The sequence below is a fragment of the Candidatus Foliamicus sp. genome (assembly GCF_965221325.1).
GTDB lineage: Bacteria > Pseudomonadota > Gammaproteobacteria > Steroidobacterales > Foliamicaceae > Foliamicus.
Map to the genome: position 1 here is coordinate 1,445,254 of NZ_OZ244880.1, position 15,914 is coordinate 1,461,167.

The following is a 15,914-nucleotide window of genomic DNA, read 5'->3' on the forward strand; positions in this document are numbered from 1 at the left end:
ATGCGCGAGACTACCGATCAGACAGGCGGCGCCAGAGCTCCGCATAGTTCAGATCGTTCTGCCGGTTCGCCCTCGCTTTGTCGGTGGTATTGGGGCTGACCATGACCATCGGCTCATATCCGCGCGCCACCAGCTTCTCCGCCGTTGCCGCGTTAATCGCCTGCCCCACGGCAATCGCCACACTGGTCGAGGTAGCTCCAACGCTGTCCTGCAGTCCGTCGATGAGAATGCCGGCGTCGCCCAACGGGGCGCCGGTATCGATCGCGATGTCGGCCACTTCGAACAAGCGCTTGCCGGATGAGTGCCGGGATGCCACCTGCGAGGAATGCGGGATGCTGGTGACGCCGATCACGGTCATCCCGATATCCTTCGCTCCGACAGCGATGTCCATGGTCACGGCGTTGATGCCGGAATGCGAGAAGATCAGCATGGAATCGCGCGGGTCGGTCTGATGAGAGGACAGGATGGCTTTGCCGTAGCCCTCCTGGGCGTGGATGAAACGATATTGCCGCGCTCCCATGTCGCCGAGCACCCGGTGAAATGAGATCATCGTGCTCTCCACAATCGGCCGGAATCCCACCACGGTGCCGGTGCGTGGAAACATCTCCAGTGCGGCGAACGAGCCGTGGCCGGTGCCGAAAGTGAAGACCAGCTTGCCCTTGCCGATGCTGTCGGCACAGGCATCGGCGGCGCTGGCGATCTGCGCCTCCTGGTGGTCGAAAACCAGCGCCAGCTTTTCGTCGAGCAAGCGCCGGTATTCCTGAACAATGCTCATGCTGGCGCCTTGCGCCCGAGCGTGGCGAAAATCATCAGTGCGCTGATCACCAGCGCCGCAGCCGCCGCGCCGATCAGCAGGCGGTACCCGCCAACCTCGGCAGCAGCCCCGCCGAGCCACGGTCCGAGCGCCGATCCCAGGCCCTGTGCAGCAGGAATGAGAACAACAAAGCGATTCTTGCTATCCAGCGCCGCAATATTCCCCATCTGGTACGGCAGCACGAAACCAATGGCAAACCCGAGACCCGCCAGTGCCACGGCATACAACCAAAACTCCGCGAGCTGAAGCAGCGCCAACACCGACAACAGCATCGCCAGCATCCCCACTGCCAGCGGAATCCAGCGTCCGGCGCGCATGCCCAGCAACGTTGCCGCGACCGAGCTCCCCAGCGCCGAAGCCAGGAGATTCGAGGCAATCACGGCGCTTACCGAGGAGGCAGCGAAACCTGCGCTCGCACCCAGACGTTCGGCAAACGCCCATACCGCCGCGAATGCGAATCCGGTTCCCAAGAGGGCCAGCAACGCCAGTGCGACTGCCAGCGGAGGCCAGCCCGGTGCTTGTCCCCGCTGCTCTTGGTCCGATTCAAGCCCGCGCGGCAGGAGTAGCGCCAGCAGACCGAGCACCAGGATCAGAGCGCTCAGAAAATAGCTGGAGCCGGGAAGCCCGTACGGCTCCACTACGTAGCGCCCGACCACGAAACTGACGGCCGCCAGCGCCGAATAGGAAACCAGGATTCCGACGGCGAAACTGTGCTCGGGGTTGCCGGACGCACTGAAGATGCGGTAGGCGATCGTCCACAGCGCGCCCATCATCAGGCCGATGAAGAAAACCGTAGCAAGGCTTGCCGGATAGCTGCCGAGACGCGCTAGTATCAGCAAGGCTGCTATCACGGCGGCCGCCGCGCCAAGGCTCAGCACGCGCCAGTTGCAGTGCCGCACCCACCAGAGAGCCGTGAGCGAGGCGGTAGAAAAGCCGATCAGATAGCCCGTGCCGAGGGCGCCGGCCTGCGCCTGGCCGAAGCCGCCCGAGGCAATGTTCAATCCGATGAAGAACGGCAGGAAAGCCCAGAACAATCCGCCGATCGTATATACGGCCAGCGCGCCGGCAAAATTGCGCCTGCTCACTTTCTCCTCATCGCAAACTCGCTGCGCATGCGCCGCCGGTGGCTAGAAGTTACGGGTCAACTCAAGCCCGAACGTTCGCGGATAGCTGTAGTTGCCGGCAGCGATGTAGAAGCCGAAGCCGAGCACTTCGTAAGCCTCGGTAAGGTACTGCTCATCGGTCAGATTGCGCACCCAGAACGCGGCGTCCCACTTGCCGTCGGACGACTGCAAGGCCAGCCGCAGGTCCACGTCGATATGCGCCTCGGTGTAGAGCGCCGGCGAGGCCCGCAGGTCGCGCGGAATGTCGTCTTCCCAGAGGAAATCGAGCTGACCGATAAAGCGCCACCCGTCGTTTACGGGCCACGTTACGGTGGCCGATGAATTAATGCTCAGTTCGGGTGTGTTCGGAATCCGGTTGCCGCTCAAATCCGCCAGCGTGGAGCCGAAAACCGGGGCGTTGTCCGGGAACGGACTGCCCACGCCGGTGCCGGCGATGGAGGTGACCAGATTGCCGTATTCGCTGTCGATATAGGCCAGACCCAAGTCGAGCTCCAGCCAGTCCGCGGCAAGGGCGCGCAGTTGGATTTCACCGCCCTGCATCGTGGAGTCGTCGGCATTGATCAGGAAATTGGCCGATATCAGGCTCAGCGGCTCGACCGCCACCACCTGCGGGTCGGTTGCATCGTAGAAATAGATTGCGGCCTCGACATTCGCGCGCCCGCCGGCGAATGTGGACTTCATTCCGACCTCGTAGGCGGTCAGCGATTCCGATTTTGTCGGCGCAAGGTTAGCGACAGCGTCAATAAACTGGCTGTTGAAGGTGCCGGCGTTAAAGCCGCGCGCAATGCTGGCGTAAATCAGCGTGTCGTCGTTGACGCTCCAGTCCAAGGCCAGCCGGGCGGAGTAGTCGCTGTCCGAGAAAGAACTGCTGGCCCCCGCCTTAAGTTCCGCGGCGGCGAAGAACCCGGTGGTTCGGTAGTCGAAGTCGCGTTGCACATCGGACCAGCGCGCGCCAACGGTAAGCGCGAGATCGTCGGCAACCGGGTATTCGAGTTGCCCGAATACACCCAGGGTGTCGGTTTTCAGCGTCGAATAGTCCTGACGGCCGCCCGAATCAAAGGACGGATTGCCTTCCAGTTCGTCGGTGGAAAAGTAAACGCCGGCCAGCCACTGCAAGCCCTCGTCGGCGTCGGACGCCAGCCGCACTTCCTGTGAAAACTGCGACACTTCCGATCTCCGGACATCGTCAATAGCCACGGTCGGCCCCGCGTCCTCATCCAGCTCATCAAGGCGTTCAAAGTCGTCCCAGCCGGTCACGGCGGTAAGGGTCATCCCCGTGAAATTCCAGTTCAGCTCGGCGGAAATGCCGCTCGACCGGTAGTTGTGATTGCCGATCGCGTTCTGGTTGATCGTATAGGGATCGCCATCGGTATCGTTGAAGGTAGCGCCACTCACGAAGGGGTCTCTGGCCAGGCAGTTAATGGCAGCCGCCTCGAAATCTCCGCGCGCATACTCGGCGCAGATCTGGTCGGGTATGCCGTCGCCGTCGGTATCCTCTCCCGCGGGTATGAGCGCCCAGGGCCAGACATCGGAGTTATCACGCCCGGCATAGGCGCGCACCAGCAACTCGACGTCATCGGACGGGCGGAACAGCAGCGAACCGCGCGCCATGAGCTGATCGAGCTCGCCGCCGTCGTCCTTGCCGGGATAGACGTTGGTGAGCGGACTGTCGGTCTGCCGCAGGAACTTGACGGCAATCCGGCCGGCCGCCGTCTCGGAAAGGGCGCTGCCGTATGCGCCTTCAAAATAGCCGCGCGAGTAGCGGCCCACTCCCACCGTCGCGTAACCGTCGGGCTCGAACGTGGGGCGCTTGGAAATGAGATTGATCGCTCCGGCGATGGTGTTGCGCCCATATATGGTTCCCTGAGGCCCCTTGAGCACTTCCATACGCTCCAGATCCAGCAGGCGAAATGCCTGCATCGGCGGCTGCGATACGTAAACTCCATCGGCATAAACGCCCGTGGATTGCGGCAGCGTCTCGATGAACCCGTCGGTATTGACGCCGCGTATCGCGATCAGCGGATAGCCGAATTCCCCGAACGGGGTCTGCACGTTAAGGCCCGGAGAGTATTTCCCGACTTCAATCAGAGAAAGAGCGCCAGCCTCGCGCAGCCGGTCACCGCCCACCACGTCAATCGCAATGCCGACATCGGTAAGCGATTCCTCGCGTTTTTGCGCGGTTACGACGATTTCCTCTAGAACCGTTGTGGGTTCCTGGGCAAACACAGGAGCAACGAGCGCCAGTGGAGTTGCGAGAATGGCTAGAACGAACGATTTCTTTCCCATGGCGAATTCCCTCGATGAAACGGTCCATCGCATTTTCCCGGAAACGAGACCTTGCGATCAGCACATACCAAAGTATAGCGATTCAGTTGACTAGTCAAGTGGTCATTCGGAAAATGTTGGGTAACATGGGTGGCGCTTTGAGCAAGCTAGGACCTACGCCAATGATCGCTGGCCGGAGAGCGGCGAAACCCCGCTATATCGTTCTTTCGGACGCGTTGCGCGACGGCATTCGTGCGGGCAGGTGGGCGGCGGGCGACCTGTTGCCCAGCGAGTCCCAGCTTTGCCGGCAATTCCGCGTCAGCCGAGGCACGGCGGTCAAGGCCATTGACGTGTTGCTGAGCCAGGGCCTCCTTCAGCGCCGACAGGGCGTAGGCACGTTTGTGGCGCGCCCTGCCCTGCACCGATCGCCCGGTTACCTGCGCGGATTCTCGGAAAGCGTACGCCGCCAGGGCCGCATTCCCAGCCATCGGCTGCTTGCGCAACGGTCCATGAGCCGCAATGAGGCTCTTCAGTTCGGCTGCGACGAACCCGCCCTGCTACTGGAGCGAATTCGACTCGTCGATGGCCTGCCCTGGGCCATTCATACGGCGCTCGTGCCTGCCCGCATCGCCGACAGGATTCCGGCGCTGGCCGCCACAGGAGGTAGCACTGCAGAACCCGATTTCTCCTTGTACAAGACCTTCGACGATAGCGCGCTGGTAATCGACCATGCGGAAGAAAACATCAACGTCCGCCTGGCCACCGCCCGGGAAGGCGAGCTACTTGGCGTGGGCCTGCCTGCGGCCGTGATGCTCGTGCATCGCAAGAGTTTCGATGCCTTAGGCGGTCTCATAGAGTTGATCGAAGCCGTCTATCTCCAGGATTGCTATACCTACGACGCGCGCCTGGTGCGCTCGCACCCGATATCGGCCCTGCAGCCCACGAACCAGCCGGCGCCATCGCGAGGCAAGCCGTGAAGAGGCGTTCGGACAACGGCGGCGCCGTCGCGTTGATGCTCATCGACTTGCAGAATTCGTTCTTTCACGAGGATTGCGAGAACTACTACCCCGAGAGCGCGAATCTGTTGCCGGCCCTGCGCAAATTGCTAGACAGCGCCCGCGCGTCCAAACGCCCCGTGATTTTTGTCGGCGAGCGCCATCGGCCCGGATTGAACGACTTCGAAGCCGCCAAGCTGCCCGCGCATTGCGTCGCCGGCGAGTTGGATGCCGAATTGGTGGAAGGCTTTGCGCCCCGAGGAACCATGGAAATCATGCTTGCAAAGCGGAGAATGAGCGCATTTCAAGCCACCGATCTGGATCTGCTGCTGCGAGAACTGGGCGTCAGGACGTTGGTGATCGGCGGCGTCAAGACCAACGTCTGCGTGCGCGCCACCGTGCAGGACGGCTTTTCGCTCGGATACCGCTGCCACGTGGTGCGGGATGCCGTGAATTCGAACCGGCGGCATCTGGCGGAAGCCTCATTGGAAGACATCGAACGCTACCTGGGATGGGTGGTATCGCTGGAGGAAGGCGTGAGACTGCTGTCGTGAGCAAGGTCGCCGTCATCGGTTACGCATCGATCGATTTCCCCGCGGTGCTCGACGGCTTCTTTGCCGGCGACCGCACGGTCATGATCCGGCAACGCCCCGCGGATGCTTTCCCCCGCCCCGGAGGCTGTCCGCTTTATGTGGCCCTGCCGATAGCCGGCCAAGGCATCAGCGTATCGTTGGTAACCTGGGTCGGGTCCGACGCCCACGGCGAATTGTTCGTTTCCTGGACGCGAGATGGCGGTGTGGGAGTGAAAGGTATCGCAACCGTCGATCCGGGCAACACGCCCGTCTGTTTCGTGATTTATCAAAAGGATGGCAGTTGCGGCTGCCTCTTCGACCCGGGAATGCTCGGACGCGAAACGCTTACCGCGACGCAAGAGGAATTGATCGCCAACGCGGAAATGCTCTGCGTCACAGTAGGTCCGCCCGATATCGCCAGGGAGGCGCTGAGCCTCATCAGCGCCGAATGCCTGGTCGCCTGGGTTATGAAGAACGATCCCTTGTCGTATCCCGAAGACCTGCGCGTAGCGTTGGGGGAACGCGCGGACTGGATTTTCTGCAATCATCAGGAACGCGAGTGGGTGTATAAAGCGCGCGCGGCAACCGCCGGGCGCCCCCGGCAGGTCATCGTCGAAACGGCGGGCGGAGACGCGGTCACGGCGCAGCGCGGCGAGAAGACTGTCCGCGTTGATGTAGAGCCCATATCCTTCGACGATGCGTCAGGCGCCGGCGATACGCTGGCAGGCGGCTGCCTGGCGGCCGTGATTGCCGGCGAGTCGGATTTGCGTGCGGTGACGGCGGCGGGCGTCAACGCGGCCGCCTCGCTGTTGCGCGGAAGATCGCATGGTTAACCAACCATGAACGCCAGGAAAGCCTGGTACATCGGCTGCAGCAGCGAGCAGGTGGCCGACCGCGTAATTCTCCTCGGCGACCCGGGCCGGGTGTCGCGATTCAGCCGCTACCTGACGAACGTCGAAGCCCTGCCCATCAATCGGGGGCTGGCCACGGTAACCGGAACTTACATGGAATGCCAGGTCACCTTGTCGGCCTTCGGGATGGGCTCGCCCATCGCCGCCATCGTTCTGCACGAACTCGCGAACCTGGGCGCCAGCGTATTCCTGCGCATCGGAACCAGCATCGGGCTTACTCCGGTGAATATCGGGGACATGATCATCGCCGATGACGCGGAGTCTTTTGAAGGGACATCAGCCGCCTATGCCGATAGCGCGTCCGGCCGCAGCGCGTGTCCCCGCCTCGTGCGTGCGCTGACGCGGGCCGCGGCACAGCGCGAAGTAACTTGCCACGTAGGCAAGTTCGCGAGTTTCGACGGCTTTTACAAGGACATGTTCGCGCTGGACGACGCAACCGAAGACCGAGTGCGGCGAAACCTTGAGCAACTGGCCGAGCAGAATGTTCTTGCCGTGGACATGGAGACCTCGGCGATTCTCACGGTCGGCAACGCGCTGGGCTGCAAGGTGGGCAGCCTTTGTGCATCGACCGTAAACAGCCTGAACAAGCAGAAAATCGGCACAGCGGAATACACCCGCGTCGAGCACAACCTGATCTCGACCGCGCTGGAAGCACTGGTCCAGGTTGAGCCGGCCTGAGAGACCGCCGCGCAAACCAGGATCCGCCGAGAATTCATGGATCTTCACCTGGCCGGAGCGCGGGCGATCGTGACTGGAGGGTCGCGTGGGATAGGCCGCGAAATCGTCGAATCTTTCGTAGCGGAAGGATGTCTGGTCGAGTATTGCGCCCGCACAGTGGCAGCGGGAGCGGCAACCGACGATTCCGCGGCTCATGTTAGGGGGACCGCCGTGGACCTCGAAGATACCGAAGCGACCCGCATGTGGATCGAGCAGGCCATCGGCCGGCTGGGCGGACTGGATCTACTGGTGCTGAATGCAAGCCCCATGGCGTCCGGCGATACCGAGGCAGCATGGCAGCAGAACATGCGCGTGGAAATCGGCGCGCTGCGGGTAATCGTCAATGCCGCCAAAGCCAGTCTGCTGAAGGCCGCAATCGACTCCGGCGATGCCGCGGTGGTGGTAATCGGCTCGACTTCGGCAGCCGCTTCGCAGAGCCGCGATGCCTATGGAGCCATCAAGGCAGCCCTGGCCCACGTCGCAAAGGGTTTGTCGCGCGAACTCGCGGCAGGCGGTGTACGCGTCAACACGGTCTCGCCCGGCCCGACGTATTCCGAAGATGGAATCTGGGCGCAGGTCGAAGCCGAAAACCCGGAACGGTTCCGCCAATCCATTGCCGCCTTCCCGCTCGGCCGTATGGCAACCCCCGAAGAAATCGCCAACGTGGTGGTCTTTCTCTGTTCGCGCCGAGCACGGTTTGTTATCGGCGCCAACATCATCGTGGACGGAGGCCGTTCCACGCGCGTCTAAGCGGGGGAAAGGCTGAAGTAACATATCCCAGAAGGGAGGAAACGCCGTGAGCAAAGCACAACTCTCGCGCTCCAGCGAACTTCGTAAACGCCTGAATCATCCTGTCATCGACACGGATGGACACATGCTTGAGCTGTTTCCGGTGATCTTCGATTACCTGAAGCAAGTCGGCGGCCCCGAGATGTCGCAGCAGACCCTCGCGACCTTCCGCCGGCGCGACCGCCAGAACTGGTACAAGCTGAACCCAGAACAGCGGCGTCACCACAACCTTATTCGGCCCGCCTTCTGGGCCGCGCCGGCGGAAAACACGCGCGACCTGGCGACTGCGATGCTGCCCAAGCTGATGCACGAACGCCTGCCGGAGATGGGCATCGATTACGCGGTCGTTTACCCGACCATCGGATTCGCGCTGCCGGACATCCCCGACAAGGATGTGCGCCGGGCTGCCTGCCGGGCCCATAACCTGATGATGGCGGAAATGTTCCGGGGGCTGGATGACCGCATCACGCCCGCGGCGGTGATTCCATGCCAAACACCCGAGGAAGCGATTGAGGAACTCGACCACGCCATCGGCGAACTGAACCTCAAGGTACCAATGTTCATTAACCTGGTGCGACGCCCGATCGGCGCGATTGACGAGAGCAATCCTGAATACAGAACCTATGCATTCTGGATCGACACGCTGGCCATCGACAGCATCTACGACTACGACCCGCTGTGGCAACACTGCATGGACCTCAAGATTCCCGTCACGGCGCACGCGGTCGGGCAAGGCATGCACATGCGCCGCTCTCCGAGCAACTACATGTACAACCAGACCGGGCATTTCGCCGCCGCCGGCCATGCCTTCGCCAAGGCGCTGTTTTTCGGCGGCGTTACCCACCGCTTCCCGAACCTGAATTTCGCTTTCCTGGAATGCGGCGTGGCCTGGGGCGCGAGTCTGGTTTGCGACCTCAAGGAGCGCTGGGAAAAACGCAGCGCCGAGGCGGTGCAGCAATTCAACCCGGAGAAGGTGGATCGCAAGCTGCTTAGCTCCCTGTTCGAACAATACGGCGGCAAAGTCCTGGCGGACCGCGCGCAGGAAGCCACCTTCGGCAGTGGCGCAACCGAGCACGACGGCATCGACGACTTCGCAGCGGCCAATATCGCCAGCGTGGACGACTTGCTCGACCGGCTGGTACCCAATTTCTACTACGGCTGCGAGGCGGACGACCGAATGAACGCCACCGCGTTTGATGCGCGGCTGCTGCCGGGTGGACGTAAGCTCAACGCCATGTTTTCCTCCGACTTCGGCCACTGGGATGTCCCCGAAATGTCCGAAATATTGTGCGAGGCTTATGAATTGGTCGAGGACGGACTTATCAGCGAGGATGATTTCGCCGACTTCGTCTTCCACAATCCAGCCCGGCTTTTCACCAAGCTGAATCCGGAGTTCTTCGTCGGCACAGCCGTGGAAAACAGCGTCGCACAAATGCTGGCGCAGGGTCACAAGGCCGCCGCCTGATCGGTCGGTCGCAAATCGCCCGAAAGACTTGAAAAGTAAGGTTTAATCCATGACAGCAACGCGCAGAGACACGATCAAGTATGCCGGCGCGGCAATAGCAGCGATGTCCGGCGCCCGCGCCAACGCTGCGACGCGAGCCGAAGACAATGCCTATGCGGTCAGATCCGGGCCGATGCCCATGCCTTATGTGCCCAGGCGAGGCTACGCCGACGGTCCCTTCGGGCAGGTCCACTTCCGCGACACGGGAGGCGATGGCCGACCGCTTATTCTGTGCCCGCAAGCGCCCATGACTTCGCGCCAGTTCGAGAACGTTTACCAGCCTCTGGCAAGTCGCGGAATCAGGGCCATAGGCGTGGATTCACCAGGATTCGGGGAGTCAGACCCCACGCCCTTCGTGCCCACGGCCAGCGACTGGGCTGAAGCGGTGCCCGCGGTGCTTGACCATCTCAACATCGAGCAGGCCGATGTGCTCGGACACCACACCGGCAGCATGGTGGCAACGGAAGTTGCACTGCTATTTCCCGAGAGAGTGAACAAGCTGATTGTCAATGGCCCGTTGCCGGTAACAGAAGAAGAACGCAGAACCTTCCTCGAATTCGTCGAGGAACGCGAAATCAACTTCGTTTACGAAGCTGACGGCAGTCACATGCAGGATGCCTTCGCGTCCCGCTACCGCATGTATGCCGAAGCCGGCACGAGTCCCGACCCGAAGACGATCACCCGCTACGTCGTGGAGCGTTTCCAGGGTTACGCCCCCTTCTGGACCGGCCACCACGCGGCCTTCATCTACGACCACAACAACGCGCTGCTGAACGTCGCAGCGCCCACCATGATCCTCACCAACACCGGCGATCAAATCTACGAAAACGCCAAGCTGGCGGCCCGCATCCGACCCGACTTCACGTACGTGGAACTCGCGGGAGGCGGCATCGACATCGTCGATCAAATGCCCGAAGAATGGGCCGACGCCGTAGACAACTTCCTCGCCGCCCCCGCCTGACCCAAACCCTACGTGGCGCATCTTTGACGCCCCCTATGCCCCTGTTTAGATCCAGCGCCTCGGTCAGTTAACCACTGATCCGCCACCATTGCGTAGATCACCTGATTAACAAAGTGGTCGTATAACCATTCTGACTGCCTGCAAGTTCCTTCGCGGACCAATCCAAGGCGTTCCGCCACACTTCGGCTGCGAATATTGTCTTCAGCGATTTTCATTACCACTCGGTTCAGCCCGAGATTAGTGAATGCGTATTCAATCAACCTCTCGCAGCAGCTCGAGACGATTCCTTTTCCCTGATGGGACGAAGAAATCCAGTAACCCATTGAAGTTTTGCGGTTATCGTTGTCGAATTCATGGAATCCGATCATTCCTACGACATCGCCCTGGTGCTCAATCCCCAGAGTCAAAGCAACTCCCGCCTGATTGTCATTTCTTGCGCCTTCGATGAACTGCCCTGAATCGTGTGGCCCTTGCTGCATGTCGACCCAGGGTAGCCACTGCCTCAGGTGCTTCCGATTGCTATCGACCAGCGCATAAAGGGAGCTGGCGTCCTCGCTAGTCAACTCGCGCAGCCGTGTGGATGCATCAATTTTGAGCTCCTTCAACTTGGATGCTTTCATGTTTCGCTGACTTATATCATTCACTCTCTGACCGTTCCTCTGGATCCGAGCCACCCTGGATGTGGGAAATTCATCATATCAAGCTACGTTCTTGGCGAACACCGAGGGGGGCATTCTGCCCACGGATCGGTGAGGCCGGACATGGTTGTAGTACGTTCGCCAGCGCTCGATGATGGCGCGTGCTTCCGTCAGGCTGCCGAACCAATGTAAGTCCAGGCAGTACTCTCGGAACTTGCCGTTGAAGCTTTCCACGAACGCATTCTGAGTCGGCTTTCCGGGCTGGATGAAGTGGAGCCGCACACCGGTTCGCCGGGCCCAGAAGAACATCGCCTTGGAAGTGAACTCCGTGCCATTGTCGAGCACCAGGGTCTTGGGCAATGGCCGGATGGTGCCGAGCTCATCGAGATACCGGGCCAGGCGGGCGCCGGAGATCGAGGTGTCGACGATCTGACCGACACACGGGCGGGAGAAGTCGTCGATTAAGTTGAGGATCCGGAACCGCCGGCCATTGGCGAGCTGATCGGACATGAAGTCCGCGGACCAGCGCTCGTTCGCCTTCGTCGGCACCGGCATGGGCACTCTGGGCCGCGTGATCTTCTTGCGGCGCTTGGTACGCACCTGCAGGCCTTCCTCGCGGTAGACCCGATACGTGCGCTTGCGGTTGATGACGCGGCCTTCCTGCTTGAGCATCTCGTGCAACGTCAGATAACCGTAGCGGGGATAGCGTTCCGCCAGGACCTGCATCCGGTGACGCAGGTCCGCGTCGTCACGGCCCTTGAGACGATACCAGGCCACCGAACGGGGCAGGCCCACCAGGCGGCAGGCACGTCGTTGACTGTAGCGGCGATCGGTGAGGTGATCCACGGCCGCTCGCCGCTGGGCGACCGTCACCATTTTCCCTGGACCAGCTCCTTCAGCGCCGACTTGTCCAGCTCCGCTTCGGCCAACAGCTTCTTGAGCCGGGCGTTCTCGTGCTCAAGATCACGAAGCCGCTTGGCGTCGGATATCTCCATGCCGCCATACTTGGACTTCCAGCGATAAATCGTGTTCTCGACGACGCCATACCGGCGCGCCAACTCGCCGACCGGCTGGCCGGCCTCGTGATCCTTGAGGATCGAAATGATCTGTTCGTGCGTATACCGCTTCCGCTTCATCGGGGGACCTCCTTGGGGTCAACATACAAGGAAATCCCACATCCAAAACGGCTCGGATTACAGGGGAATGGGCCAAGAAACCCAGTACCATTCAGGGACAAATGCGTGCAGTTTTGTGATTGCCAGGGCGAGCGTAGTGCGGGTATCGTAGCCTCGACCTTGCATTCCAGGGCGGCCCAATGACCATAGATACGGTGCATGATCATTCCCGGTAGATGAAGAAGCCGACCAGCCAATCGCGAAAATGGAATCGAATCCACGCACGCTTATCGAACAAGCGTCGGCTCGCAACTAAGGAGAATCGAAAATCCAAGCGTCAGAGACAACCGCCCCGAAGTCGATCAAGGACTCAGATACGGGGTCGCCGCGCAAACATACGAATTGTTTGTCCACCGAATTTCTCTTTGGAGACGAACTTACAGGGCGTTGTCAAGACACTCCGCGAAATTCGTCAGCATAGCGCCAGAGTAAGAAACGAGGTGATTTACGTTGATTTCCGTGAGATACGCGCCTTATCTCCTGCAGCTGCGCTTGTTTTGGCGGCGGAGCTTGATCGTTGGAGCAACATTCTGTACCGCTCACGTCTCCGTGTGGTCGACGTGCATGAGTGGGATCCAAACGTATGCAGTTTGCTGAACGAAATGGGCTTTTTCGATCTTCTTGAGGTAGTGGGCCACGGCTTGCCCGATGCCTCGAATAAGGGTGATACGCAATATGTGAAATTCCGCAGTGGGAGAAAGGTTGATGGGAAGGCGATTGATCGCTTGCGCTCGAAGGACTTGGAACCAATCGCAGGGGAACTGCCGAATCCAGTTCGCCTATACAACGCTGTTACGGAAGCAATGACCAATGTGGTTCAGCACGCATATCAACACCAGAATCGTCGCGCAGCATCGTGGTGGTTATCTGCCTCTCACGATGCGGACGGTGTGACCATTATGATCTACGATCAAGGTAGCGGAATCCCAGAGACGCTTCCTCGCAACTATGGGGAGCGATTAAAGGAACGCATCCTTGGCAAGAGTCTTCTACGAGACCATGCCAAGATGATTAAGGAGGCCCACGAACTTTCAAGAACTCGCACTGACCAGCCACACAGGGGACATGGGCTAGAGCGGGATGTGCGCGGGTATTTCAAGTACATTGGTGAGGGGTATTACCGCGTGACCAGCCAAAAGGGCGAATATCTGGTGGAACGAAGCTCGGATGGCATTGAGCGAGAAACGCTAACGCACCATCCCCACCCACTTCGTGGCACACTAATAGAATGGAGAGTTGGAAAATGAAGGGCGGAAAAATCACCAAGATATCGATTGCCGAAGTATTTTCAATGTACCCGGCAGGTCGATTCCGGCAAGACGGAAAATACAACGGCACTGAATTTCGTGACACGCACCTTGTTCCGCGACTAAGGGATCTGACTGGTTCCGACCGCTTGGAAGTTTCGTTGGACGGAGTAGCCGGTGTCGGTTCTTCTTTTCTCGAAGAGGCATTTGGAGGCCTAGTTCGAGCGGGCTACCGGAAGGAATTCTTACAACGCCACCTGCAGGTTACAGCAAAGGACGAGGCTCTGCGAGACTTTGCTGAACTCGCTATGGTTCACATTTCGGAAGCAAGCGAGCCTGCTGAGCGCGTGTGAACCCGCTATTGGTACTCATTTCCGGCCTTGCCGGAGCGGTTATCGCAGCCTTCGTCGGTTGGTTTGCCAACTATCATGTTCAAAATCGTGTTCACAGACTACATCTGCGAGTAGATGAATTGCGCCATGCGTTGTATGGCTATCTCAATCTAGCTAATCGCTATTGGCTTTCCAGCGGTACCAACCGAGACAAGCGCAAGCGCATGGAAGCCGAGATTCTCTCTGCGCAAAATGTCATCTCAACCGAATACAGTTTGTTGGCAAGAAATTATCGCCAGCTTAGAAAGTCGTACCAGGAGACAAAGCCCTTGCGAATAATGCTCTGGAGTGCGGCTACAGGAGGGTGCTTTCAGCAAGAGCAGTGGAGCCCCGAACAAGATCGCGCTCGCAGTGTCACGAAGGGCGTTACAGCAATCGTCAAGTCGCTCGGCTGATCCACGGCCCCCATCTGGAGTCACCGCCAAGCTATCGAGGCCACCCCCCCCCCCAAGCCTCGCCTTATTCCGAAGCCAACTCGCACGTTTTGCTATCCGCCGGGCGTCACTTCTGCTCGACGCGCCGCGGTTAACGCCAAACGCGGGACATCTTTGGCGGAGAGGGTGGGATTCGAACCCACGATACGGTATGACCGTATACCTGATCTCCAATCAGGCGCCTTCGTCCACTCGGCCACCTCTCCGCGACGCTGCCGCCGCTATGCCCCCGGCGGTTCGATCCGTGGGGGCTCCTCCAGGCAGGAACCATTGCTGCGTTTAGGCGGCCCCTGCAGCGCTTCACCTTCAGGCACTTCAAGATTGCCGAAGGTCTGCGGAGTATCCAGGCCTTCCGGAGCAATCAGCGGTTCGGCGGATTCGGCGCTTTGGTAGGGCTGCGGGTTCTCGCAAGGCGGGGTGCCGCCGCCGAACAGTCCGCAACCCTGCAGCGCAAGCGCCAGAGCCGCGCAGCCGGCATAGCTGATGCCACGCATCACGATCCCAACCCCGCCTGATTCATGGCCGTTGCCACCTGCGAGCGATGCGCCGCGGAAAGCCAGGTTAGCGGCAGGCGAATACCTTCATCTATCCGATTCATGCGATGTAGCACCCATTTTGCCGGAATGGGATTGGATTCCACAAACAAGGCGTCATGCAGGCCAGCCAGAGGCGCATCCAGGCGGCCCGCCCGCGCTGCGTCGCCGCTGATTGCAGCCCCACACATCGCCGCCATTGCGGCAGGGGCGACATTGGCCGTAACCGAGATCACTCCGTCGCCGCCGGCAAGTATGAACTCGCGGGCCGTTGCATCGTCACCGCTGTACAACAGGAACTCTTCTCCGCAAAGCGCCCGCAGGCGCGCTACCCGATCCACTTCTCCGGTGGCTTCCTTGCAGCCACCCACGCCCGTGTGCCCGGCCAGGCGACCGACCGTGTCCGGCAGCAAATCGACCGCCGTCCGGCCCGGAACATTGTAGAGGATCAACGGGCGTTCCACGGCTTCGGCTATGGCCGTAAAGTGCTGGACCATGCCTTCCTGGGTGGGCTTGTTGTAGTACGGCGTCACCACCAGGTAGGCTGCGATATCAGCACCCGCAACCGCCTTCGAAAGCGCAATGGTCTGCGCGGTCGAATTGGATCCCGTGCCGGCCACGACCGGAATCCGCCCAACCGCCTGCCGGGCCGCGTGGCGTATCAATGCCGCATGCTCTTCGGGATCCAGTGTCGCGGATTCGCCGGTTGTGCCGGCCACCACCAGCGCGGCGGTGCCCGAATCCACGTGCCAATCGATCAGGCTGTCCATAGCCGCGTAGTCCACTGCGCCGTCGGGGCGCATCGGTGTGACCAGAGCTACCAGGCTACCTTTCATGACGACG

General features: G+C 60.6%; 17 protein-coding genes and 1 tRNA gene. 10 read left to right on the top strand and 8 right to left on the bottom strand.

All coding sequences use genetic code 11. The features are described from left to right. Positions 1-10: 10 nt before the first annotated feature. From ACWCOO_RS06360 to ACWCOO_RS06370, 3 genes are read right to left on the bottom strand one after another with little or no spacing between them, the layout of a single operon-like run. Positions 11-748, bottom strand: a complete 738-nt coding sequence (locus tag ACWCOO_RS06360; protein ID WP_446830163.1) for a sugar isomerase domain-containing protein — start codon at positions 746-748, stop codon at positions 11-13. A gap of 23 nt (positions 749-771) precedes the next feature. Further along, positions 772-1,899, bottom strand: a complete 1,128-nt coding sequence (locus ACWCOO_RS06365; RefSeq protein ID WP_446830164.1) for an MFS transporter — start codon at positions 1,897-1,899, stop codon at positions 772-774. A 42-nt stretch (positions 1,900-1,941) separates the two neighbouring features. Continuing rightward, on the bottom strand, positions 1,942-4,224 hold the full coding sequence (locus ACWCOO_RS06370) for a TonB-dependent receptor (RefSeq protein ID WP_446830165.1): 2,283 nt from the start codon (positions 4,222-4,224) through the stop codon (positions 1,942-1,944). 161 nt (positions 4,225-4,385) lie between these two features. Here ACWCOO_RS06370 and ACWCOO_RS06375 point away from each other — a divergent pair, with 161 nt between their 5' ends. The 7 genes from ACWCOO_RS06375 to ACWCOO_RS06405 are packed head-to-tail and all read left to right on the top strand — an operon-like array spanning position 4,386 to position 10,652. Next, positions 4,386-5,180 (top strand): GntR family transcriptional regulator, encoded by a 795-nt coding sequence (locus ACWCOO_RS06375; protein ID WP_446830166.1) that lies wholly within the window; start codon positions 4,386-4,388, stop codon positions 5,178-5,180. After that, positions 5,177-5,752 carry a cysteine hydrolase family protein gene (locus tag ACWCOO_RS06380; RefSeq protein ID WP_446830167.1) on the top strand — a complete coding sequence of 192 codons (576 nt, stop codon included), beginning with the start codon at positions 5,177-5,179 and terminating at the stop codon, positions 5,750-5,752. The genes ACWCOO_RS06375 and ACWCOO_RS06380 overlap by 4 nt, the downstream gene beginning before the upstream one ends. Beyond that, on the top strand, positions 5,749-6,603 hold the full coding sequence (locus tag ACWCOO_RS06385) for a carbohydrate kinase family protein (protein ID WP_446830168.1): 855 nt from the start codon (positions 5,749-5,751) through the stop codon (positions 6,601-6,603). The genes ACWCOO_RS06380 and ACWCOO_RS06385 overlap by 4 nt, the downstream gene beginning before the upstream one ends. 6 nt (positions 6,604-6,609) lie before the next feature. Further along, on the top strand, positions 6,610-7,359 hold the full coding sequence (locus ACWCOO_RS06390; RefSeq protein WP_446830169.1) for a phosphorylase family protein: 750 nt from the start codon (positions 6,610-6,612) through the stop codon (positions 7,357-7,359). 36 nt (positions 7,360-7,395) lie between these two features. Continuing rightward, entirely contained in the window at positions 7,396-8,148 is a 753-nt protein-coding gene (locus tag ACWCOO_RS06395; protein WP_446830170.1) for an SDR family NAD(P)-dependent oxidoreductase, read from the top strand. Between the two features lie 46 nt (positions 8,149-8,194). After that, a complete protein-coding gene (locus tag ACWCOO_RS06400; protein WP_446830171.1) occupies positions 8,195-9,652 on the top strand; it encodes an amidohydrolase family protein in 1,458 nt (485 codons plus the stop codon). Positions 9,653-9,701: 49 nt separating this feature from the next. Next, entirely contained in the window at positions 9,702-10,652 is a 951-nt protein-coding gene (locus ACWCOO_RS06405; RefSeq protein WP_446830172.1) for an alpha/beta fold hydrolase, read from the top strand. Between the two features lie 8 nt (positions 10,653-10,660). On the opposite strand, the gene ACWCOO_RS06410 is transcribed toward ACWCOO_RS06405, so the two are convergent. Together ACWCOO_RS06410 and ACWCOO_RS06415 are read right to left on the bottom strand one after the other, a co-directional pair. Continuing rightward, positions 10,661-11,272 carry a GNAT family N-acetyltransferase gene (locus ACWCOO_RS06410; protein ID WP_446830173.1) on the bottom strand — a complete coding sequence of 204 codons (612 nt, stop codon included), beginning with the start codon at positions 11,270-11,272 and terminating at the stop codon, positions 10,661-10,663. Between the two features lie 78 nt (positions 11,273-11,350). After that, positions 11,351-12,426, bottom strand: a protein-coding gene (locus ACWCOO_RS06415) for an IS3 family transposase (protein ID WP_446830174.1) whose coding sequence is annotated in 2 segments (ribosomal slippage) — positions 11,351-12,171 and positions 12,171-12,426 — 1,077 coding nt in all. Because the reading frame shifts where the segments join, the coding sequence is not laid out codon by codon here. 479 nt (positions 12,427-12,905) lie between these two features. On the opposite strand from ACWCOO_RS06415, the gene ACWCOO_RS06420 reads away from it, so the two are divergent. The 3 genes from ACWCOO_RS06420 to ACWCOO_RS06430 are packed head-to-tail and all read left to right on the top strand — an operon-like array spanning position 12,906 to position 14,499. After that, positions 12,906-13,712 carry an ATP-binding protein gene (locus ACWCOO_RS06420; RefSeq protein ID WP_446830175.1) on the top strand — a complete coding sequence of 269 codons (807 nt, stop codon included), beginning with the start codon at positions 12,906-12,908 and terminating at the stop codon, positions 13,710-13,712. Next, entirely contained in the window at positions 13,709-14,065 is a 357-nt protein-coding gene (locus tag ACWCOO_RS06425) for an STAS-like domain-containing protein (RefSeq protein ID WP_446830176.1), read from the top strand. Before ACWCOO_RS06420 ends, ACWCOO_RS06425 begins: the two co-directional genes overlap by 4 nt. After that, entirely contained in the window at positions 14,062-14,499 is a 438-nt protein-coding gene (locus ACWCOO_RS06430; protein WP_446830177.1) for a hypothetical protein, read from the top strand. The genes ACWCOO_RS06425 and ACWCOO_RS06430 overlap by 4 nt, the downstream gene beginning before the upstream one ends. A 154-nt stretch (positions 14,500-14,653) precedes the next feature. Here ACWCOO_RS06430 and ACWCOO_RS06435 read toward each other — a convergent pair. From ACWCOO_RS06435 to dapA, 3 genes are all read right to left on the bottom strand, one after another. Then, positions 14,654-14,744 (bottom strand) — tRNA-Ser (locus tag ACWCOO_RS06435). 15 nt (positions 14,745-14,759) lie between these two features. Beyond that, on the bottom strand, positions 14,760-15,035 hold the full coding sequence (locus ACWCOO_RS06440) for a hypothetical protein (RefSeq protein WP_446830178.1): 276 nt from the start codon (positions 15,033-15,035) through the stop codon (positions 14,760-14,762). Then, a complete protein-coding gene (gene dapA, locus ACWCOO_RS06445; protein ID WP_446830179.1) occupies positions 15,032-15,907 on the bottom strand; it encodes a 4-hydroxy-tetrahydrodipicolinate synthase in 876 nt (291 codons plus the stop codon). Before dapA ends, ACWCOO_RS06440 begins: the two co-directional genes overlap by 4 nt. Between the last annotated feature and the right edge of the window lie 7 nt (positions 15,908-15,914).

What these genes read in the sequence shown, in the direction of transcription:
- ACWCOO_RS06370 (WP_446830165.1), bottom strand. Translation starts at nt 4,224, where the DNA reads ATGGGAAAGAAATCGTTCGTTCTAGCCATTCTCGCAACTCCACTGGCG.
- ACWCOO_RS06375 (WP_446830166.1), top strand. Translation starts at nt 4,386, where the DNA reads ATGATCGCTGGCCGGAGAGCGGCGAAACCCCGCTATATCGTTCTTTCG.
- ACWCOO_RS06390 (WP_446830169.1), top strand. Translation starts at nt 6,610, where the DNA reads ATGAACGCCAGGAAAGCCTGGTACATCGGCTGCAGCAGCGAGCAGGTG.
- ACWCOO_RS06395 (WP_446830170.1), top strand. Translation starts at nt 7,396, where the DNA reads ATGGATCTTCACCTGGCCGGAGCGCGGGCGATCGTGACTGGAGGGTCG.
- ACWCOO_RS06405 (WP_446830172.1), top strand. Translation starts at nt 9,702, where the DNA reads ATGACAGCAACGCGCAGAGACACGATCAAGTATGCCGGCGCGGCAATA.
- ACWCOO_RS06410 (WP_446830173.1), bottom strand. Translation starts at nt 11,272, where the DNA reads ATGAAAGCATCCAAGTTGAAGGAGCTCAAAATTGATGCATCCACACGG.
- ACWCOO_RS06425 (WP_446830176.1), top strand. Translation starts at nt 13,709, where the DNA reads ATGAAGGGCGGAAAAATCACCAAGATATCGATTGCCGAAGTATTTTCA.
- dapA (WP_446830179.1), bottom strand. Translation starts at nt 15,907, where the DNA reads ATGAAAGGTAGCCTGGTAGCTCTGGTCACACCGATGCGCCCCGACGGC.